This window comes from Acidovorax sp. Root275 (assembly GCF_001428965.1).
GTDB lineage: Bacteria > Pseudomonadota > Gammaproteobacteria > Burkholderiales > Burkholderiaceae_C > Acidovorax > Acidovorax radicis.
The window spans coordinates 721,415-741,299 of record NZ_LMJH01000010.1; the positions used below are offsets into that span (position 1 = coordinate 721,415).

The window sequence follows — 19,885 nt, forward strand, 5'->3', positions numbered from 1 at the left end:
CGGCCCGCCCATGACCTTGCTGCTCGACCCAGGCCGCATCGCGATGGTGTCCAAGGGTGTCTCCGCCATCGTGGCGTCGTGCAGCGCGGCGCTGCAGCCCAGCATCATGCGGGCGGTGGGCAGCCACCTCAGCGCCGATGGGCATTGCGTCACGGTGTACCTGCGGCGCAGCCAGTCGCGCCAGTTGCTGCAGGACATTGCGGATACCGGGCGGATCGCAGTGGTGTTCAGCGAACCCGCCACCCACCGCACGCTCCAGCTCAAGGCCCTCCAGGCGCATCAACGCGCGGCCACGGAGGAAGACCTGCCCGTGCTGCAGGCCTACCTGCGCTCCATGGAGCACGAGGTGGGCCTGGTCGGCTATGGCCCGCGCTACGTGGGTGCCATGCTGGCCGCGCCGCTGGCCGATGTGGTGGCGGTCAGCTTCACACCCACCGCGGCTTTCGACCAAACGCCAGGCCCCCGCGCCGGCGCCGCCCTGACAGGACCGCAGGCCGCATGAGCACCGTGGGCCTGTCGCTGCACGCCATCCGCCCCTGCCTGGAAGGTGCCATCCCGGCCATCATGGCCACCTGCGACGCGGACGGTACGCCCAACGTGGCCTACATCTCGCAGGCCGTTTATGTGGACGAGGGGCATGTCGCGCTCTCGTTCCAGTTCTTCAACAAGACCCGCCAGAACATCCTGCGCAATCCGCGCGCCGCCGTGCTGGTGCTGGACCCGCGCACGGCCAGCTTCTACCGGCTGCACCTGTACTACGAGCGCACCGAAGACCATGGCCCGGTGTTCGAGAGCATGCGCGCGCAACTGGCGGGCATCGCCTCGCATGCCGGCATGGCGGGCGTCTTTGATCTCAAGGGCGCAGACATCTACCTGGTAGAGCGGATCGAGGCCGTCTCGGGCGACAGCCTGCCACCCCCGCCGCAGCGCCCCGGGCTGCTGCATGCCCTGCGCACGGGCAGTGAACGCATGGCCCGCTGCGTGGGGCTGGACGAATTGCTGGCCTGCACGCTCAGCACCTTGCAAGAGCATCTCGATATCGGCCACGCGATGGTGCTCATGCTGGATGCCACGGCCGAGCAGCTTTACACGGTGGCAAGCCATGGCTACGCCACCTCCGGCGTGGGGTCTGAGATCCGCCTCGGGCAGGGCGTGATCGGTGTGGCCGCGCAAGAGCGCACACCGGTACGCATCAGCCACGTGACCAACGCCGCGCGCTACAGCCATGCCATCCGCGACAGCCTGGACGCCCATGCCGATGCCGGCGCGCCGCTGCAGCGCGGCATGGACATTCCCTACCCGGGCCTCGCGGAGCCGCACAGCCAGGTCGCCGTGCCGCTGGTGTCGGCCGGGCGCCTGCTGGGCGTGTTGTTTGCCGAAAGCCCCGAGGACATGCGCTTTGGCTTCGAGGACGAAGACCTGCTCGTGGCCATCGCCGGGCAGCTGGCCGCCGCCATCGACCTGCTGCAGGCGGCGCCCGAAGTCACGGCAGAGCCACAACCAGCGACAGCCCGCCCACCCGCCCTCAGCGGCGCAGCCCTGCGCGTGCGACATTTCGCGGCCAACGACAGCGTTTTCATCAATGACGACTACCTGATCAAAGGCGTGGCGGGCGCCATCTTCTGCAAGTTGCTGCGCGACCACCTGGCGAGTGGCCGCGTGGACTTCACCAACCGCGAACTGCGCCTGGACCCCGCGCTGCGCCTGCCCGACGTGGCCGACAACCTTGAAGCCCGGCTGCTGCTGTTGCAGCGCCGCCTGCAGGAAAACAGCCCGCACATCCACATCGAAAAGACCGGGCGTGGGCGCTTTCGGCTGTGTGTGCTGCGCCCCCTGGTGCTGGAAGACGCTTGAGCTTCAGTGCACCAGCCCGGGCACCGGAGGCAGCCCCAGGCTGCGAACCAGCTTCGTCCATTCCTGCTGCGTGAGGTGGGGCTGCACGTGGGCCAGCACCGCCGCCAGCACCGGCTTGGGGGCATGTTGCTGCATGTCCGACAGCATGGCCGTGCGTTCGGCAGGTGACATGAAAGGCACGAGCCAGCGGGCCGTCGTCAGCATTTCCTGGGGCGGAATGGACGCAACCAGTTCGTCGTGGATGCGCACCAGCTCTTCGTCGCTGTAGCGGTCCCACAGCACCTGGTTATGCGCTGTCTCCTCTTCGTGCATGTGCTCAAAGTTGTGGGCGATGAACAGCGCGAGCTGGCGGTACAAGGCCTGTGTGGCAGCGGGACGCGACGGCCGCGCGCAAGACAGCAAATGCGACACACCGGCCGCCAGCGCAGCAATGGCCTGCTCATGCTCGACATGTTCGCTGTCCACCCGCTGGCTGGAGCCAGGCTGCCGCGCCTCCATGGCCGCGTGCACGAACTGGTTCTCGTGGCGCAAGTGCGATCGGCAGAAGTCGAGCATCTGCATCACCCGGTCGCAGGTCTGCGCAAACTCCAGGTCGTCGTCCACATCCATGCGACCCAGGCCCAGCAGCGTGTCGGCCATGAAGGCGCGCAGGGCCTTGTGAATGCCTGCGTACATGTCCATGCGGGGGGCGGAGGGCTGGGCTTGGGCCAGTGCGGCGATTTCGCGGGAATCAATTTTCATCACGTTCTTTCATGGCCCCGGTGGGCTCTTTCAGCGCCATGTTTCTGGCGCCGGGCCGGGTGCACCATGCGCCCGTTTCCATGAAAAGAAGTCTAGGAACGCGCCGCGTTCTTGCCTGTTAAAAACTCCTTAAACAGACCTTCCACAAACCTTAAAGCCGGTGTTCCGCGCAGTAAACGTGAATTCCTTCACGCGGCAGCGCGCAGCAGGTCCACCGCCTTTTCCGCAATCATCACGGTGGGCGCATTGGTGTTGCCGCTCACGATGCGCGGCATGATCGACGCATCCACCACACGCAGGCCCGACAGGCCGTGCACACGCAGTTCGGCGTCCACCACGTCCATAGGCCCCGGCCCCATGCGGCAGGTACCCACGGGGTGGTAGATGGTGTCTGCGTATTGGCGGATGAACTGCTCGATCTGCGCATCGGTGCGTGCATTGGCCGAGGCCGCCAGCTCCTTGGCGCCGAACTTCGCCAGCGCTGGCTGCGCCAGGATCTCGCGTGTGCGCTGGAAGCCCCGCACCATGCGCAGCATGTCGTCCGGGTCCGCGAGGAAGTTCGGGTCTACCAATGGCAACGCCATGGGGTCGCGGCTTGCCAGCGTGACCGAGCCCCGGCTCTTGGGCTGCAGCAGGCACACGTGGGCCGAGTAGCCATGGCCGAACACGGTCTTTCGCCCGTGGTCCACGAGCTTGCCGATCACGAAGTGCAGTTGCAGATCCGGCACGGCCTCCGACGGATCGCTCTTGATGAAGCCTCCCGCCTCGGCGAAATTGGTGGTCAACATGCCGGTGCGGTGCTTGCGCCATTCGGCAATGCCGCGCAGCGTCTGCGCCATGCCCGAGAGCGAGAGGCCGAACAGGTCCTTGAGTTCGGGGGCATCCAGCACCTGCACCACGTCGGGGTGGTCATGCAGATGCGCGCCCACGCCCGGCAGGGCGTGCAGCACCGGGATGCCGTGCTGCCGCAGCTGCGCGCCCGGCCCCACGCCCGACAGCATCAGCAGCTGCGGCGAGAGCAACGCGCCCGCGCTCAGCAGCACCTCGCGGCTCGCCTTCACCTGGTGCAGCGCGCCGCCCTGGCGGTATTCCACACCCACGGCGCGCGTGCCCTCGAACAGGATGCGGGTGGCATGCGCCCCGGTGATGACCTGCAGGTTGGGGCGCGCAAGATGCGGCGTGAGGTAGCCCTTGGCGGCGCTGTGCCGCTCGCCATTCTTGTGCGTGACCTGGTAAGGGCCCACACCCTCTTGCGAGGCGCCGTTGAAGTCGGCGTTGTACGGATGCCCGGCCTGCACGCCCGCTTCGGCAAAGTGGCGGCTGAAGCGATTGGGCGTGCGCAGGTCCGCCACGTTGAAAGGCCCGCCCTGGCCGTGCCAGGCATCGGCGCCGCGCTCGTTGTGCTCGGCGCGCAGGAAGTAGGGCTTCACATCCTCCCAGCCCCAGCCAGGATTGCCCTGGGCGGCCCAGTTGTCGTAGTCGGCATGCTGGCCACGGATGTACACCATGGCGTTGATGGAGCTGGACCCCCCCAGCACCTTGCCGCGTGGCTGGTAGCCCTGGCGGTTGTTGAGCGCGGACTGCGGCGTGGTGTTGAAGCCCCAGCCGTTGAGCTCGAACTTGGCCATCACGGCCAGCCCGGCGGGGCAGTGGATCAGCACGCTCTTGTCGGCGGGCCCCGCCTCCAGAAGGCAGACCCGCACGGCAGGGTCTTCGGTGAGCCGCCCCGCCAGTACCGAGCCTGCAGAGCCGCCGCCAATGACGATGTAGTCGAACATGTTGTGTTGTCTCCTCCGCCATGCTGTGCAGCGGGTTGGTTGTCCAGGGTGAAGGCACGATAACCGAACGGTCGTGCGATTCGCTTTACCATTCCATCCATCCGTTTCACTTTGAAGAGAGCTCTCTATATGACGATTCAAACCGTTGGCATCATCGGCGCCGGCACCATGGGCAACGGCATTGCGCAGGCCTGTGCGGTGTCGGGCATCAACGTGGTGATGGTCGACATCTCCGATGCGGCAGTGCAAAAGGGCCTGGCCACCGTGGCCGGCAGCCTGGACCGCCTGATCAAGAAAGAAAAGATCAGCGCGGCCGACAAGGATGCGGCGCTGGCACGCATCAAGACCTCCACCAGCTACGACGACCTCAAGGCCGCGCAGCTCGTGATCGAGGCCGCCACCGAAAACTACGAGCTCAAGCTCAAGATCCTGAAGCAGGTGGACGCCATCGTGGCGCCCGAGGTGCTGATCGCATCGAACACCTCGTCCATCTCCATCACCAAGCTGGCCGCTGCCACCAGCCGCGCCGACAAGTTCATCGGCATGCACTTCTTCAACCCCGTGCCCATGATGGCGCTGGTGGAGATCATCCGTGGCCTGCAGACCAGCGATGCCACGCACGACGCCGTGAAGGCCCTGGCCGAGGCCCTGGGAAAAAGCCCCATCACCGTGAAGAACGCGCCCGGCTTTGTGGTCAACCGCATCCTGGTGCCCATGATCAACGAGGCCTTCTTCGTGCTGGCGGAAGGCCTGGCCACGCCCGAGGACATCGACGCGGGCATGAAGCTGGGCTGCAACCAGCCCATCGGCCCGCTGGCGCTGGCGGACATGATCGGCCTGGATGTGTGCCTGGCCGTGATGGACGTGTACCTGACCGAGTTCGGTGACAGCAAGTACCGCCCCTGCCCGCTGCTCAAGGAGATGGTAGCGGCCGGCCGCCTGGGCCGCAAAACGGGCCAAGGCGTCTATACGTACTGACCGTTCCGGGCGCGCTGTCCCCACGGGGACGGCGCGCCCATCGCGGTGGGTTTTCAATCATGGGCCAGGAGACCCGCGCCCATGACAAACATCACCCCCACCACGCCCCCGCCCGAGGGCTGCATCGACACCCTGGTGCTTGGCCACGTGCTGCTGATCGGCATCAACCGCCCTGCCAAGCGCAACGGCTGGACGCCCCCCATGTTCCGCCAGCTGGCGGAGGCCTACACCCGACTGGATGATGACCCCGACCTGCGCGTCGGTGTGCTGCATGCCATGGGCGACCACTTCACCGCAGGCCTGGACCTGCCCGCCGTCAGCGCCTACATGCAGCGCGGCGAGAAGGCCATTCCTGAAGGCCTGGTGGAGCCCCACGACTACGGCCTGCCCGGCTACCGGCGCCGCACCAAGCCCATGGTGGCGGCCGCCAAGGGCATCTGCTTCACCGTGGGCATCGAGCTGATGCTGGGCGCCGACATCGTGGTCGCGGCCGACAACTGCCGCTTCTCGCAGATGGAGGTGCAGCGCGGCATCATGGCCACAGGTGGCGCCACGCTGCGCATGGCCGAGCGTGCGGGCACGGGCAATGCCCTGCTGCATTTGCTCACGGCCGACGAGTTTGGCAGCGCCGAGGCGTACCGCCTGAACTTTGTGCAGAAAGTGGTGCCGGCTGGCCAGGAGCTGGACGAGGCATTGGCGATTGCCCAGCGCATTGCCGCACAGGCGCCGCGTGCAGTGGTCGCCACTCGCCTGAATGTGCTCAAGGCCATCGAGCAAGGCCAGGCGGCTGCGGTGGCGGACTTCATCCCGGTGCAAAAGCAACTGGCCAACAGCGAGGACGCCGCCGAAGGCGTACGCGCGTTTGTCGAGCGCCGGCCCGCGCAGTTCAGCGGGCGATGAGGTCCTGGTAGTTCGTCGCCGCCTGAAACACCACGCGCCAAATTCAAAGCCAAATCGACCGCTAGCGCAGATAAATCATGCGCTGGATGCTCCGCTATTGATAGCAATTTCCTGAGAGCGACGTGGACACTGCGCCCCCGCATGCGCCAGCGGAGCGCGCGAATAGCACCGATGGCGCGGCGCCGCTCCCCCACCGGCACAATCCCATCCATTAACAAAGTTTTTCACAATTCAATTGCGCACAATTTAATTTACGCTCACAATTCACCCCATGCCCAGCCACAGCACGCCCCACACTCCCAGCCCCGCCATCCTGCGGCTGGACAACCAGGTCTGCTTTGCGCTGTATTCCGCCTCGCTGGCGATGACAAAGCTCTACAAGCCCCTGCTCGACCAGATCGGCTTGACCTACCCGCAGTACCTCGTGATGCTGGTGCTGTGGGAGCAGGATGGCGTGACGGTGTCCGAGCTGGGCGAGCGCCTGTTTCTGGACTCCGGCACGCTCACGCCGCTGCTCAAGCGCCTGGAGGCGCAGGGCCACATTGCCCGCCTGCGCGATGTGCAGGACGAGCGCCGCGTGCGCATCACCCTCACGTCGCAAGGCCGCGCACAGCGCGACCAGGCCGAGACCATCCCACCCTGTGTGCTGCAAAGCAGCCAGTGCTCGATTGCCGAGCTGACGGCCCTGACCACCGAACTCAAGCAACTGCGGGACCGGCTCAGCGAGCAACGCTGACGGCCTGCAGACAACACAAACACCGATTCCCTCCACCGCCCGCCAGTGGGCAACAACCGCAAGGAAGACACCATGACCAAGCTCGAAAAAGTCCTGTACACCGCCAAGTCCCACGTGACCGGTGGCCGCGATGGCGCCGCCAAGACCGATGACGGCCGCCTGGAAGTCAAGCTGTCCTCGCCCGGCACGGCCGGCACCGGCACCAACCCCGAGCAGCTGTTTGCCTCCGGCTACGCAGCCTGCTTCATCGGCGCGATGAAGGCTGTGGGCGGCAAGATCGGCATTCCTGTGCCCCAGGACGTGTCCATCGACGCTGAAGTCGACCTGGGCCCTATCCCGAACGCCTACGGCATCGCCGCCCGCCTGGCCATCAGCCTGCCCGGCCTGGACAAGGAAACCGCCCAGAAGCTGGTGGACGCAGCCCACCAGGTCTGCCCCTACTCCAATGCCACGCGCGGCAACATCGACGTGACCATCACGATCGTCTAAGACCATGGGCCGCCTGCTGATTCCCCGCATCGCGGTGGCCCTGGTGGCCATCGAGCATGTGTACATCCTCGTGCTGGAGATGTTCTTCTGGAACAAGCCGCTGGGGATGAAGACGTTCAACCTGACGCAAGAGCTGGCCGACGCCACCACCACGCTGGCGGCCAACCAGGGTCTGTACAACGGATTCCTGGCGGCCGGCCTGTTCTGGGGCCTGTTCACCAGCAACCGGCTGTTCAAGATCTTCTTCCTGGGTTGCGTGATCGTGGCCGGGGTGTTTGGCGCCGCCACGGCAGCGCCCAAGATCTTCTTCAGCCAGGCATTGCCCGCGATCATTGCACTGGGCCTGGTGCTGGCCTTTGACAAGCCCGCCACACAGCGCAACCACTAAGCGTCAAAAATCATAGCTGCCAGCGCTTACTGAGTAAGCGCTGGCAGCTATTTTTTATTGAAATCCGCACAGGCCCATCGGCCTTTGCAAGCTGGCATTCAGCGACACGCGCGATGATGGGGCTGGAGACAACCCCATGAAGATCGCCCTGCTGTCCGACATCCACGCCAACCGCGAGGCCCTGGACGCCTGCCTGCAGCACGCCCGCGCCCAGGGTGCAGAGCAGTTCGCGCTGCTGGGCGACCTGGTCGGCTATGGTGGCGAACCCGTGGCGGTGGTCGAACAGGCGCGAGCGCTCGCGCAGCAAGGCGCGCTCTGCGTGCTGGGCAACCACGACGCCATGGCGCTGGCACCACCCGCCGCACCACGCAATCGCAGCGAAATGGGCGCGCAGTGGACCCACGACCAGCTCGGCAACAGCCACATCGCCTTCCTGCAATCGCTGCCCCTCACCGCGCGCCTGGGGACCAGTGCGCTGCTGGTGCACGCCAGCGTGGATGCGCCCGAGCAATGGCGCTATGTGGAGGACTCCAACGCCGCCGAGCGCAGCATGACGGCCGCCCAGGCCATCGACCCGGCCATCCGCTACGTGTTCTGCGGCCATGTGCACGCACAGGCGCTGTACTTCCTCACGCCCACCGCCAAGCTCATGCGTTTTGCGCCCGAGCCCGGCGTGCCCGTGCCCGTGCCACCGCACCGCCAGTGGCTGGGCATCGTGGGTTCGGTGGGCCAGCCGCGCGACGGTGACGCGCGCGCCATGTACGCGCTGTTTGACGACACGGCACGGCAGATCACCTTCTACCGCGTGCCGTATGACCACCTGGCCGCCGCCGCCGCCATCCGCGCGGCAGGCCTGCCGGGCTTCTACGCGGACCGCCTGGAGCACGGCCAATGAAGCTGCTGGCCGCCGGCACCGAGATCGACGGCTTTCGCGTGGTGGACTGCATCCACGCAGGCGGCATGGCGCACATCTACGCCGTGGAGTACGCGCAGGCCGACCGCAGCCCCGGCTTTCCGATGGCGATGAAGATCCCGCGTATGACGGCGGGCGATGGGGCCGAGAACATCGTGAGCTTCGAGGTGGAGCTGCAGATCCTGCCCGTGCTCAGCGGCCCGCATGTGCCGCGTTTTGTGGCGGCGGGCGACCTCGTGCGCCTGCCCTTCCTCGTCATGGAGTACATCCCCGGCCAGACGCTGCAACACTGGGTGGATGCGCCTGAACGCTGCGACACCTCAACAATAGCCCGCCTGGGCGCGGCCACGGCCCATGCGGCGCACAGCCTGCACCAGCAGAACGTCTGCCACCTGGACCTCAAGCCCGCCAACGTGCTCATCAAGGCCGACGGCAACGCCGTGCTGCTGGATTTTGGCCTCTCTTGCCACGCCCATTACCCCGACCTGCTGGCCGAGGAAATGCGCCAGGCCGTGGGCTCGCCCGCCTGGATTGCGCCCGAGCAGGTGGTGGGTGTGCGCGGCGACCCGCGCAGCGACATCTTCGCCATCGGCGTGATGCTGTACGAGCTGGCCACGGGCGAGCTGCCGTTTGGTGCCCCCACCACCCGCGGTGGCATGCGCCAGCGCCTGTGGATGACACCCGCGCCCCCGCGCAAGCACCGCGCCGACATCCCGCCCTGGCTGCAGGAGATCATCCTGCGCTGCCTGGAGCCCGAGGCCTCCCACCGCTACCCCTCGGCCGCCCACCTCGCCTTTGACCTGGCGCACCCCGACCAGGTGCTCATCACAGAGCGCGGCGAGCGCACACAGGGGACATCCCTGCGCACCCACCTGCGGCGCTGGCTGCGGGCGGCCGGCATGCACTACACGCCCAGCCCCCTGCCGTCAGCGCAGATCGAAGACACACCCATCCTCATGGTCGCCGTGCCCCATGCCGATGTGAGCGATGCCACGCTGTACTCGCTGCGCCAGGCCGTGGCCCGCTCGCTGGGCATCCGCCCCGGCGCGCGGCTGGCCTGCGTGACGGTGATCTCGCCCGGCGCCAGCAGCACCAGCGACAGCGAGCGCAGTGAAACCACGCTGCACCGCCAGCACATGGCACGCCTGCGCCAGTGGGCCCAGGGTCTGGACCTGACCGGGCATGCCGTGAGCTACCACGTGCTCGAAGCGGGCGACGTGGCCCAGGCGCTGGTGCGCTACGCGGCCAGCAACCACGTGAGCATGATGATCCTGGGCGCCGCCACGCACGGGCTGCAGATGCAGCGCTTCATCGACACCGTGCCCATCCGCGTGGCGCGTGATGCGCCCTGCACCGTCATCCTGGTCAAACAGGCGCTGCCGTTCGAGCAGCTGGGCCAGACGTTCTCAGGCTAAGCGCCTGTTCAAGAAGTGGGCCCCGCTGTCGCCGAGGTGGCGCGGCCCGCTTGAGCCGCGCCGGGCTTTCGTTTAGCGTGGTGGCATGAGCACCACCACCCTCCTCGTGCGCCAGGACAACCTGGCCACCACCCGCCTGTCGGCCGCCGAAGACTCCGCCCTCACCGAAGGCCAGGTCCGCGTGCGGGTCGATTCGTTCGCCCTCACGTCCAACAACATCACCTATGCCGCCCTGGGCGACATGCTGAACTACTGGCAGTTTTTCCCCACCAGTGAGCCCGGCTGGGGCATCGTGCCCGTGTGGGGCTTTGGCACGGTGACCGAGTCAATGCACCCCGACGTGGCCGTGGGCGAGCGGCTCTATGGCTACTGGCCCATGGGCACCCAGGCGGTGCTCTCGCCCCACCGCGCCAACGCGGCCGGTTTCAGCGACGGCGCGCCCCATCGCGCGGGCCTGCACGCCGTCTACAACCACTACCTGCGCACCAGCACCGACCCGCTGTACCGCACCGACAACGAGGACGTGCAGGCGCTGCTGCGGCCGCTGTTCATCACCTCGTGGCTCATCGACGACTTTCTGGAGGACCAGCAGTTCTTTGGCGCCCAACGCATGCTGCTGTCCAGCGCATCGAGCAAGACGGCCTACGGCACCGCGTTCCAGCTCGCGCAGCGCGAAGGCATCGAGGTCATCGGCTTGACCTCACCCGGCAATGTGGCGTTTTGCGAAAGCCTGGGCTGCTACGACCGCGTGGTCACCTACGACGCGCTGGAATCGCAGATCGACGGCGCCACGCCCAGCGTGTACATCGACTTTGCGGGCAGCGTGGGCCTGCGCCAGCGCATCCACGCCCACTTCACGGGCCTGTCCTACAGCTGCTCGGTGGGCGCCAGCCATGTGCAGGACCTGGGCGGCGCCGGCCAGCTGCCCGGCCCGCGCCCGATGATGTTTTTTGCCCCAGCCCAGGTCAAGAAGCGCCACACCGACTGGGGTGCGCAGGGCCTGAACGACCGCCTGGTGGCGGCCTGGAACCAGTTCAGCGCCGCCGTACAGACCGCCTCCAACCCCTGGCTGGTGGTGCAGCACCACACGGGGCCCGAGGCCACGCAGGCGCTGTTTGCCGCCGTCCTGGCCGGCAGCGGCGACCCGCACGCAGGCCATATCGCCACCATGCTGCCGGGCTGACATTTCACGGGCAGCTGAGGGCTGGGCAGACAGCGACAATGGGGCATGACCCCACTGCCCCCTGAACCCGCGCCCGACACCCACGCCGCCGCCGACCAACACCCCTACGCACGCCTCACCCCCGACCAGGTGCTGGACGCACTGGCCGGCGTGGGCCTGTATGGCGATGGGCGCCTCATGGCCTTGTCGTCGTATGAAAACCGGGTGTACCAGGTCACGCTGGAAGATGGCGAGCGCGTGGTGGCCAAGTTCTACCGCCCGGGCCGCTGGAGCGAAGCGCAGATCCTCGAAGAACACGCCTTTGCCGCCGAGCTGATGGCCGCCGAGGTACCCGCCGTGGGACCGCTGGTGCTGAGCGGCAGCACGCTGCACCAGCACGATGGGTTCGCGTTTTCGGTCAGCCCCTGGCGTGGCGGCCGGCAGCCCGAGCTGGATGATTTTGAGGTACTGGAATGGATTGGCCGTTTTCTGGCGCGCATCCACACCGTGGGCGCAGCCCAACCCTTTGTGCACCGCCCTCTGCTGGACCTGCAGAGTTTTGGCACGGCTTCGTACGACTGGCTGCTGGCCCAGGCAATCATCCCGCTCGACATGCAGGCCCTGTGGAAGGCCCAGTGCGAAAAAGCTCTTGAATTGATAGCTGCCAGCGCTTATCCATCAAGCGCTGGAGCCCCATTTGGCTTGAAAGATGCGACCCCCATCCGCCTGCATGGTGACTGCCACCCCGGCAACATCCTCTGGACGCCGCTGGACGAATGGGGCCGGGGTGGCCCGCACTTCGTGGACCTGGACGACGCGCGCATGGGGCCGGCCGTGCAGGACTTGTGGATGCTGCTGTCGGGCGACCGGCGCCAGCGCACCCACCAGCTCAGCGCACTGATCGACGGGTACGAACAGTTCCGCAGCTTCGACCGCCGCGAGCTGGCGCTCATCGAGCCGCTGCGCACGCTGCGCCTGATCCACTACAGCGCCTGGCTGGCGCGCCGCTGGCAGGACCCGATCTTCCCGGTGAACTTCCCGTGGTTTGGCACCAGCGACTACTGGCGCGGGCAGGTGGACATGCTGATCGAGCAGATCGAGGCCATGCAGGAAGAGCCCCTGGCGGTGTGAGATGACCTCTCCCTGCGCCGTCTTAGGCGCCGGTGCCCGGGCGGGCGCGATGGAGCACCGCCCATTGCAAACGATTGTCAACCCGTGTGCACAGGGGCGCGATGTCGCGCAACATCAGAAAAACGACCTCTCAGATAGGGCGCTTCTCTGACTTGCCAGGGGCAGCTTTGCCCGAAGACTCACACCATGCGCATTGCCGTCCTGCACGACGACCCCCTTTTGCCCGACATGATCCGGGGCGCCCTTGAGCGCCACCACCATGTGTGCCATTTCTATACCAGCGGTGCGAGCCTGCTCAAGGACGCACGGCACGAAACCTTTGACCTGCTGATCTCTGGCTGGCACCTGCCGGACATGGACGGCATCGAGGTCATCCAGCGCCTGCGCGAGATGACCGGCCAGCAACTGCCCATCCTGCTGGTCACACGCCGCAACGAAGAACGCGACGTGATCGAGGCCCTCAACCGTGGCGCGGACGACTACATGGTCAAACCCCTGCGGGTGGGTGAGCTGGTCGCCCGCGTGGCGGCCCTGCTGCGGCGGGCGTACCCGCAGGCCATGGGCGAGCAGCTGGCTTTCGGCCCCTACCGATTCGACCCGGAGAAACGGCTGCTGTTTCTGCAAGGGGAACCGCTGACACTGAAGAACCGGGAATACGAGCTGGCCCTTTTCATGTTCCGCAACGCGGGGCGGCTCTTGTCGCGCGCACACCTGCGCGAAGCGGTGTGGGGTGAACGCAGCGAAGCGCCTTCGCGCTCGCTCGACACCCACGTTTCGCGCCTGCGCGCCAAGCTGCAGTTGGCGCAGCAGGCCCACGGCTACACGATCACCGCCATCTACGGCATGGGCTACCGGCTGGACACGGTGGACCTGGCGAACCTACGCCCCTGAACGGCCACGCGGAAGGCGCTGCATCAGCCGCCATCCGCTCCACCCTGACCACAAAAAAGGCCAGCACGCTTTGCAGCGTGCTGGCCTTTTGGCGTTCCACCGGCCGCCGCGAAGTGATCGCGACGGCGGCTGTGCCCAGGTCTACCGGCGGCGGCCGATGGCAGGGTGTTGCCAGGCCATCAGGCCCAGCAGGGCCGCCAGCAGGATCAGGCCCCATTCCGACAGCGTGGGAATACCGCTGACCGGCAGGTTCGACACGGTCGTCGTTGCGCTGGAGGTGTTGTTGCTGGGGTTGGTGTCGCCCGGTGCGTCCAGCGTGGCCGTGTTCACCAGGGGGCGAGCGCCGTTGTACGGAGACGCCAGCGTGGTGCTGATGGTGAAGGTGCGCGAGGCCCCCACTGCCAGTGCGCCCACAGCGCAGCGCACGGTGCCTGCGGAGTTGACGCAGCCCGCAGCGGACACAAAGTTGACGCCCGGTGGCAGGGTATCCACCACCTGGGCACCATTGCTCGCCAACGGGCCGTTGTTGGTGACCACCAGCGTGTAGTCAATCGGCGCACCGGCGGCCAGAGGTCCGGCTGCTGCGGTCTTGCTCAGCGCCAGATCGGTCGCCACGGTGAAGCGGCGTGCGGTGGTGTCATGCGTCACCACGTTGTTGGCCAGCGTGGTCTCGGTTTCTTCCACCACCACACTCGCCTGGTTAAAGGCGGTGCCACTGGTGGCGCCTGCCACGGTGAGGGTCTCGGCACGCATGGCGTAGGTGATCGTGGCGCTCTGGCCGCTGCTCAGCCCCGGGAAGCTACAGATCAGCGTGCCACTGGTCGCGCCCACGGTGGGTTCGGTACAGGCGCCGCCTGCATTCACCGTGAGCGCGCCCTGGTAGCTGAAGGTGGCCGTGGGCGAGGAGCCCGGCGCGGGGAAGACGTCGGTCATCACCACGTTGGTGCCAAAGGACGGTCCGCTGTTGTTCACCGTGATGGTGTACGTCGTCGATTGCCCCAGGTCCACCGGGTCAGAGCTGTCCACCTTGTTCACCAGGATGTCCAGCTGCGCCGCCGTCACGGGCGTGGAGGTCGTGGCGCTGTTGTTGGCGGTGTTCGACTCGGTGGTGGCCGTGGTGGCGGCCACGCTGTTGACCACCGTGCTGCCCGTCGCACTGCCCAGGGGGCGCATGCGGTAGTTCACCGTCTGCTGCGTGCCGGAATTGATGCTGGCCCAGTTACAGGTGAGCGTTCCGCCCACCGTGCCTGCGGCGATGGGCGCGCAGCTGCCCCCCCCGCTCACGCTCACCACGTCGATAAAGGCGGCATTGGACGGCAGGGTGTCCACCATCTGCACGGTCTGCGCGGTGGAAGGTCCCGTGTTGCCGATCGTTGCCACAAACGTGATGGGTGCCCCGGCCGCAACGGTGGAAGGCGTGGCCGTCTTGGCGGCGGTCACGTCCACGATGGCCGTGACCTGGCTGGTCACACTGCCACTGTTGTTGGCCTGGTTGGGGTCGCCCACGTCGGGGGAGCGCACGGTGGCGGTGTTGGTGCGCGGTCCGGTGACGGCGATGCTGGGGCGCACCACCACGGTCACCGTGGCCTGCGCCCCGGAGTTCAGCGTGCCCAGGTTACAGCTCAGGTTCTGCGAAGTACCGTTGGTGACGCCGTTGGGGGTGCAACTGCCTTGCGAGGCCACGGCGGACTGGAAGCCGCCGGTGTTCACCAGGCTGGCCAGCGTGTCTGACACGATGACGTTGGAGGCAGCCGCCGGGCCGACGTTGTCGACCGTGATGACGTAGGTCAGGTTCTGGCCCGCGACCACGGGGTCCGGCGCAGCCGTCTTGGACACGACGCGCAGGTCAGCCTGGGTGGCCGTGGCGGTGACGCCCACGCCCACGCAATTGTTCGCCCCATTGCTGTCCACTCGCGCACCAACCCCCAGCGCCACACACGCATTGTTGGTGACGGTACCCGCGCTGGCCAGCACGGCGGACACGGTGACGGCAGGCGCATTGGAGTTCGCGTTCAGGCCCGTGGAGCGGGTGCAGTTCCAGGCTGCCACGCCGTTGCCGACAAAGGGCAGTGCATCGCAGGTCCAGCCCGTGGCGCTGACAAGGCTGTTGAGCGTCACACCGGCAGGCACCACGTCGGAGATGGTGATGGCCTGGCCGTTGGGTACCGCCAAGGGGCCGGCGTTGCGCGCCGTCAGCGTGTAGTTGAACGCCTGGCCCGGCACCACAGGGTTGATGCTGGCCGTCTTGGTCAGCTGCATGTCCGCATCGTTGCTGGCCGTCACGTTGAACGAGGCCGAGTTGTTCCCAGGCACCGGGTCGGACAGCAGCGTGCTGACGCCCGCCGTGTTGCCCAGCGTACCTGCGCTGTTGGCCGTGGCGGTCACGGTGATGACGGGCATGTTGGTGAAGTTGGCGCCGGTGTATTCCGTGCGCGTGCAGGTGATCGTGGCGTCACAGGTCCAGCCCGTGCCCACAGCGGACACGAAGGTGAGCCCCGCGCCGAGCGTATCGGTCACCGTGACGGGCTGGCCCACCAGCGACACCCCGCCATTGAGGCGCGGCGTGAGGGTGTACACCACGTTGGCGCCCTGGGCCACGTTGGAGCTGGAGGCTGTCTTGGTGATGGACACGTCAGCGCCCGAAGCGGACGTCACGTCCGCCGAGGTGGTGTTGTTGGACGTATTGCCATCGGGCATGGCGGAGTTGTCGGGCTTGATGCCATCGATGGCAAAGGCCGCCGTGACCGTGCCATTGACATTGGACACGGCGGGAACCGTCAGCACCGAGGCGGACGCTCCGTTGGCCAATGTGCCCGTGCGCGTGCAGGTGACCGTGCCGCTGCTCAGCGGGTACCCGCTGGACGGTGTGCACGACCAGCCCGATCCAGAAGGCGCTGCCGTGATCGACGCGCCGCTGGGCACGGTGAAGGTGATGCGCTGGCTGCCATCGGCCGCGTTCGGGCCATTGTTGGCAGCCTGCAGCGCATAGCTGTAGGCCTGGCCGGCCACCACGTTGGCGGCCGAAGGCGTGGCCACGAGCGCGAGGTCCGCCGCCTGTGTGGCGGTGGTGTCCTGCACGCTGTTGACGTTGTTGCTGGTGTTGGGGTCGGACGTAGCGCTGGAGGCCGTGGCCGTGTTGGTCCACACCCCGGCGGAAGGCAGCCTTACGCGGATGGTCACGGTCTGGTTGGTGTTGAACGCAATGTTGCCCAGCGCGCAATTGACCGTCCCGCCCGCTTGGTTGCAGGTGCCCGCCGTGGTGTTCACGTCGATGAACGTGGAACCCGCCGGAAGGGTGTCCACCAAGGTGACGCCGGTAGCGCCGTTGGGGCCGTTGTTGTCGATGCGCAGCGTGTAGGTGAAGATGCCGCCAGCGGGCCCGGGGTCGGGGGAGTCTGCATGGTTGACCACCAGGTCAGCGGACTGCGCCATGGCAGCCCCCGCAAACAGGCCACCGGCCAGCAAGAGCCAGCGAAAGCGGCGTACCGCGCTTTGCACAGGGCGCGGGGCAACCCGCGCCTGCGGGGTGGCAGGGCTTGTGGCCGGCTGCACGGACCCGCTGGATGTCTGCGCGCGCCAGAAGGCGCATGCGCTCATCCAGGGTCGCGTCAATCGATAGAGCATCAAAATTCTCCTGAGGTGAATGGCTTCAACTTCCGGCCACGCCGCAACCTCACCAGGCCCCGATGGGCTGGCAAAAAATGCATGGGAGTGCGTGGATGTGCCGTGGCCGCCACGGACCAAGGCTGGGTTGGAATTTATCGACGGACGGGTGCGCAATCCGCCCAGCAACAATCGTTAACAGTTGTGAACGGTATTGCGTATTGTTTGCACCACGGGCGCGCACCCTCCCTGTGGGCAACACAGGTGGTGGACCGGCTGGGGACCCCTGGGCTATGCTGCGCCATCTTTGATCCACCGCGAGTTGGCCCACCCATGAAGGACATGTTTCGCACGCTCCTCTCCATTCGCCAGAAGCGCAGGCCCGCCCCCGTGGGGCCGTTGCCCGCCGTGGGCACCGTCATCCTGCGGGGAGAGGTCAAGATGGCCATCACCCACCCGGTGCCCCGGGAGCTGTGGGACTGGCTGGTGCTCTCGGGCTGGCGCAACCTGCCGGTCAAGAACGACCGGCGCAAGGGACAGCGCCTACCAGAGGGCGCGCTCAAGGAACTGATCGACGCCGACCCGCAGGAACGCAACCAGACGCACAGCCGCATCCTGGAGCAGGCACAGCCCGAAGACTGAACAGCCTCGGCAAGCCCCATAAAAAAACCCCGATGGCGCCAAGCGCCATCGGGGTTTGCTATTATTTCAATAGCTTATAGCGCTTGATATACAAGCGCCAGCGGTCCATTTGACCTCAATTTTTACACCAGCAAGGCGTTCACGCGTTTCACGTACGCAGCGGGGTCTTCGGGCAGGCCGCCTTCGGCCAGCAGCGCCTGGTCAAACAGGATGTGCGCCAAGTCGTGGAAGTGCACGCTGCCGTCGAGCTTCTTGACCAGCGCGTGTTCGGCGTTCACCTCCAGCACGGGTTTGGTCTCGGGGGCCTGCTGGCCAGCCTGCTTGAGCATGCGCGCCAGTTGGGTGCTCATGCCATCGTCCTGCACCACCAGGCAGGCCGGTGAATCAACGAGGCGCGTGGTCACGCGCACGTCTTCGGCCTTGTCCTTGAGCGCTTCCTTCAGCTTGGCCAGCACGGGCTTGAAGGCCTCAGCGGCTTCCTCGGCAGCCTTCTTCTCGGCTTCGTCCTGCAGCGTGCCCAAGTCGACCGCGCCCTTGGCCACACTTTGCAGCGCGGTGCCGTCAAACTCGTGCAGGTAGTTCAGCGCCCACTCGTCCACGCGGTCTGTCATCAAGAGCACTTCGATGCCCTTCTTCTTGAAGACTTCGAGCTGCGGGCTGTTCTTGGCGGCGGCCAGGGTGTCGGCGGTGATGTAGTAAATCGCCTCCTGGCCTTCCTTCATGCGCGCCTTGTAGTCGGCAAAACCCACGGTCACGGCGTCGCTGGTGGTGCTCGCAAAACGCAGCAGTTTGGCCAGGCGTTCGCGGTTGCCAAAGTCTTCGCCCAGGCCTTCCTTGAGCACGGCGCCAAACTCGGCATAGAACGCCGTGTACTTGCCTTCCTTGGCCTTGTCGTCGGCGTCGACCACGTCCGTCACTGCGGCGTCACCGGCCGTGGTTTCGTGCTTGTCATGTTTGGCCAGGTCTTCCAGCATGCTGAGCACGCGCTTGGTCGAGCCTTCACGGATGGCGCGCACGTCGCGGCTTTCCTGCAGCAGCTCGCGGCTCACGTTCAGCGGCAGGTCGGCCGAGTCGATCACGCCCTTGACGAAGCGCAGGTAGGTGGGCATCAGCGCCTCAGCGTCGTCCATGATGAACACGCGCTTCACATACAGCTTCACCCCCGCCTTCTTGTCGCGGTTCCACAGGTCGAACGGTGCCTTGGCGGGGATGTACAAGAGCTGCGTGTACTCGGTGTTGCCCTCGACACGGTTGTGTGCCCAGGTCAGCGGGGCCTCATGGTCGTGGCTGATGGTTTTGTAGAACTCGGCGTATTGCTCTTCGGTCACGTCCTTCTTGGGGCGGGTCCACAAGGCGCTGGCCTTGTTGATGGTTTCCCACTCGCCGGTCTTGACCATGCCGCCGGGTTGGCGGCCGCCGGCTTCGTCGCCGGGGGTAATCAGCTCGCCGTCTTTCCACTCTTCCTTTTCCATCAGGATGGGCAGGCTGATGTGGTCCGAATACTTGGCGATGACCTGCTTGAGCTTCCAGGCGTTGAGGTATTCCTCGGCATCGTCGCGCAGGTGCAGGATGATGCTGGTGCCGCGCTCGGGGCGGGCAATGGCTTCGACTTCGAAGTCACCCGTGCCACCGCTCACCCAGCGCACGCCTTCAGCGGCCGGCAGGCCCGCTCGGCGCGATTCGACCGTGATCTTGTCGGCGACGATAAAGCCCGAATAGAAACCCACGCCGAACTGGCCGATGAGCTGGGCGTCCTGCTTCTGGTCGCCCGAGAGCTTGCCCATGAAGTCCTTGGTACCGCTCTTGGCGATGGTGCCCAGGTGGTCAATGGCCTCCTGCTCGCTCATACCGATACCGTTGTCGGTGATGGTGAGGGTCTTGGCGTCCTTGTCGAAGCTCACGCGCACTTCCAGGTTGGGGGCGTCTTCGAACAGTGCAGAGTTGTTCAGACCTTCAAAACGCAGCTTGTCGCAGGCGTCCGAGGCATTGGAGATCAGCTCGCGCAGGAAGATTTCCTGGTTGGAATACAGCGAATGCGTGACAAGGTGCAGCAGCTGGGCCACTTCGGCCTGGAACGACAGGGTCTGTTTGGTGCTCATGGTGTCTTGGAGGTTGCTGTGTAGGGGGCAAAAAGAACGCCTTTTGCGCGCCGAAGGTTGGCGAGGAAAGGCGTTCGCGCGTGTTCACCTCGGGGCAGACTGGTTGATTTCAAGGGCAGGCCTGCGCAGCACCCCCTCCGCACCACCCGCCCCCGTTACCTGGGC

The 19,885-nt window shown here is 66.3% G+C and carries 17 protein-coding genes; 13 read left to right on the top strand and 4 right to left on the bottom strand.

Features of this window, described 5'->3' with window-relative positions; genetic code table 11:
- Positions 1-10: 10 nt before the first annotated feature.
- A complete protein-coding gene (locus ASE52_RS22660) occupies positions 11-502 on the top strand; it encodes a hypothetical protein (protein WP_010462813.1) in 492 nt (163 codons plus the stop codon).
- Positions 499-1,854: a GAF domain-containing protein gene (locus ASE52_RS22665; RefSeq protein ID WP_057229401.1), complete on the top strand. Its 1,356-nt coding sequence runs from the start codon at positions 499-501 to the stop codon at positions 1,852-1,854. The genes ASE52_RS22660 and ASE52_RS22665 overlap by 4 nt, the downstream gene beginning before the upstream one ends.
- 3 nt (positions 1,855-1,857) lie before the next feature.
- Here the strand turns inward: ASE52_RS22665 and ASE52_RS22670 are convergent, their stop codons facing one another.
- Together ASE52_RS22670 and ASE52_RS22675 are read right to left on the bottom strand one after the other, a co-directional pair.
- The gene (locus tag ASE52_RS22670) at positions 1,858-2,595 is read right to left on the bottom strand and encodes a hypothetical protein (RefSeq protein ID WP_057229403.1); all 738 of its coding nucleotides are present in this window, start codon (positions 2,593-2,595) and stop codon (positions 1,858-1,860) included.
- Positions 2,596-2,783: 188 nt separating this feature from the next.
- A complete protein-coding gene (locus ASE52_RS22675; protein WP_057229405.1) occupies positions 2,784-4,373 on the bottom strand; it encodes a choline dehydrogenase in 1,590 nt (529 codons plus the stop codon).
- 129 nt (positions 4,374-4,502) lie between these two features.
- On the opposite strand from ASE52_RS22675, the gene ASE52_RS22680 reads away from it, so the two are divergent.
- The 10 genes from ASE52_RS22680 to ASE52_RS22725 all read left to right on the top strand — a co-directional run bounded on the left by ASE52_RS22680 (position 4,503) and on the right by ASE52_RS22725 (position 13,376).
- Positions 4,503-5,351 carry a 3-hydroxybutyryl-CoA dehydrogenase gene (locus ASE52_RS22680; protein WP_057229407.1) on the top strand — a complete coding sequence of 283 codons (849 nt, stop codon included), beginning with the start codon at positions 4,503-4,505 and terminating at the stop codon, positions 5,349-5,351.
- 81 nt (positions 5,352-5,432) lie between these two features.
- Positions 5,433-6,251: a crotonase/enoyl-CoA hydratase family protein gene (locus ASE52_RS22685; protein WP_057229409.1), complete on the top strand. Its 819-nt coding sequence runs from the start codon at positions 5,433-5,435 to the stop codon at positions 6,249-6,251.
- A gap of 271 nt (positions 6,252-6,522) precedes the next feature.
- On the top strand, positions 6,523-6,987 hold the full coding sequence (locus ASE52_RS22690) for a MarR family transcriptional regulator (RefSeq protein WP_057229411.1): 465 nt from the start codon (positions 6,523-6,525) through the stop codon (positions 6,985-6,987).
- Positions 6,988-7,059: 72 nt separating this feature from the next.
- Positions 7,060-7,476, top strand: coding sequence for an organic hydroperoxide resistance protein (locus ASE52_RS22695; protein WP_010462826.1), 417 nt, complete (start codon positions 7,060-7,062; stop codon positions 7,474-7,476).
- 4 nt (positions 7,477-7,480) lie between these two features.
- Positions 7,481-7,864, top strand: a complete 384-nt coding sequence (locus ASE52_RS22700) for a DUF1304 domain-containing protein (RefSeq protein WP_010462827.1) — start codon at positions 7,481-7,483, stop codon at positions 7,862-7,864.
- A gap of 136 nt (positions 7,865-8,000) precedes the next feature.
- On the top strand, positions 8,001-8,759 hold the full coding sequence (locus ASE52_RS22705; protein ID WP_010462828.1) for a metallophosphoesterase family protein: 759 nt from the start codon (positions 8,001-8,003) through the stop codon (positions 8,757-8,759).
- Positions 8,756-10,192: a bifunctional serine/threonine-protein kinase/universal stress protein gene (locus tag ASE52_RS22710; RefSeq protein WP_057229413.1), complete on the top strand. Its 1,437-nt coding sequence runs from the start codon at positions 8,756-8,758 to the stop codon at positions 10,190-10,192. The genes ASE52_RS22705 and ASE52_RS22710 overlap by 4 nt, the downstream gene beginning before the upstream one ends.
- An 85-nt stretch (positions 10,193-10,277) precedes the next feature.
- Positions 10,278-11,375, top strand: coding sequence for a DUF2855 family protein (locus ASE52_RS22715; RefSeq protein ID WP_057229416.1), 1,098 nt, complete (start codon positions 10,278-10,280; stop codon positions 11,373-11,375).
- Between the two features lie 45 nt (positions 11,376-11,420).
- Complete coding sequence (locus ASE52_RS22720; RefSeq protein ID WP_057229418.1) at positions 11,421-12,485, top strand: serine/threonine protein kinase; 1,065 nt, start codon at positions 11,421-11,423, stop codon at positions 12,483-12,485.
- 186 nt (positions 12,486-12,671) lie between these two features.
- Positions 12,672-13,376 (top strand): response regulator transcription factor, encoded by a 705-nt coding sequence (locus ASE52_RS22725; protein WP_057229420.1) that lies wholly within the window; start codon positions 12,672-12,674, stop codon positions 13,374-13,376.
- A gap of 141 nt (positions 13,377-13,517) precedes the next feature.
- On the opposite strand, the gene ASE52_RS22730 is transcribed toward ASE52_RS22725, so the two are convergent.
- The gene (locus tag ASE52_RS22730) at positions 13,518-17,000 is read right to left on the bottom strand and encodes an IPTL-CTERM sorting domain-containing protein (protein WP_241777081.1); all 3,483 of its coding nucleotides are present in this window, start codon (positions 16,998-17,000) and stop codon (positions 13,518-13,520) included.
- 312 nt (positions 17,001-17,312) lie between these two features.
- Here ASE52_RS22730 and ASE52_RS22735 point away from each other — a divergent pair, with 312 nt between their 5' ends.
- Positions 17,313-17,621, top strand: a complete 309-nt coding sequence (locus tag ASE52_RS22735) for a hypothetical protein (RefSeq protein WP_057229424.1) — start codon at positions 17,313-17,315, stop codon at positions 17,619-17,621.
- A gap of 122 nt (positions 17,622-17,743) precedes the next feature.
- Here ASE52_RS22735 and htpG read toward each other — a convergent pair whose 3' ends face one another.
- Positions 17,744-19,720, bottom strand: coding sequence for a molecular chaperone HtpG (gene htpG / locus ASE52_RS22740; protein WP_057229426.1), 1,977 nt, complete (start codon positions 19,718-19,720; stop codon positions 17,744-17,746).
- Positions 19,721-19,885 lie beyond the last annotated feature (165 nt).

Excerpts from the sequence above, each read along its gene's own strand:
- ASE52_RS22725 (WP_057229420.1), top strand. The coding sequence starts at position 12,672 with ATGCGCATTGCCGTCCTGCACGACGACCCCCTTTTGCCCGACATGATC.
- ASE52_RS22730 (WP_241777081.1), bottom strand. The coding sequence starts at position 17,000 with ATGCTCTATCGATTGACGCGACCCTGGATGAGCGCATGCGCCTTCTGG.
- ASE52_RS22715 (WP_057229416.1), top strand. The coding sequence starts at position 10,278 with ATGAGCACCACCACCCTCCTCGTGCGCCAGGACAACCTGGCCACCACC.
- ASE52_RS22670 (WP_057229403.1), bottom strand. The coding sequence starts at position 2,595 with ATGAAAATTGATTCCCGCGAAATCGCCGCACTGGCCCAAGCCCAGCCC.
- ASE52_RS22685 (WP_057229409.1), top strand. The coding sequence starts at position 5,433 with ATGACAAACATCACCCCCACCACGCCCCCGCCCGAGGGCTGCATCGAC.
- ASE52_RS22695 (WP_010462826.1), top strand. The coding sequence starts at position 7,060 with ATGACCAAGCTCGAAAAAGTCCTGTACACCGCCAAGTCCCACGTGACC.
- ASE52_RS22720 (WP_057229418.1), top strand. The coding sequence starts at position 11,421 with ATGACCCCACTGCCCCCTGAACCCGCGCCCGACACCCACGCCGCCGCC.
- ASE52_RS22690 (WP_057229411.1), top strand. The coding sequence starts at position 6,523 with ATGCCCAGCCACAGCACGCCCCACACTCCCAGCCCCGCCATCCTGCGG.
- ASE52_RS22675 (WP_057229405.1), bottom strand. The coding sequence starts at position 4,373 with ATGTTCGACTACATCGTCATTGGCGGCGGCTCTGCAGGCTCGGTACTG.
- ASE52_RS22705 (WP_010462828.1), top strand. The coding sequence starts at position 8,001 with ATGAAGATCGCCCTGCTGTCCGACATCCACGCCAACCGCGAGGCCCTG.
- ASE52_RS22665 (WP_057229401.1), top strand. The coding sequence starts at position 499 with ATGAGCACCGTGGGCCTGTCGCTGCACGCCATCCGCCCCTGCCTGGAA.
- ASE52_RS22735 (WP_057229424.1), top strand. The coding sequence starts at position 17,313 with ATGAAGGACATGTTTCGCACGCTCCTCTCCATTCGCCAGAAGCGCAGG.
- htpG (WP_057229426.1), bottom strand. The coding sequence starts at position 19,720 with ATGAGCACCAAACAGACCCTGTCGTTCCAGGCCGAAGTGGCCCAGCTG.
- ASE52_RS22710 (WP_057229413.1), top strand. The coding sequence starts at position 8,756 with ATGAAGCTGCTGGCCGCCGGCACCGAGATCGACGGCTTTCGCGTGGTG.
- ASE52_RS22700 (WP_010462827.1), top strand. The coding sequence starts at position 7,481 with ATGGGCCGCCTGCTGATTCCCCGCATCGCGGTGGCCCTGGTGGCCATC.
- ASE52_RS22660 (WP_010462813.1), top strand. The coding sequence starts at position 11 with ATGACCTTGCTGCTCGACCCAGGCCGCATCGCGATGGTGTCCAAGGGT.
- ASE52_RS22680 (WP_057229407.1), top strand. The coding sequence starts at position 4,503 with ATGACGATTCAAACCGTTGGCATCATCGGCGCCGGCACCATGGGCAAC.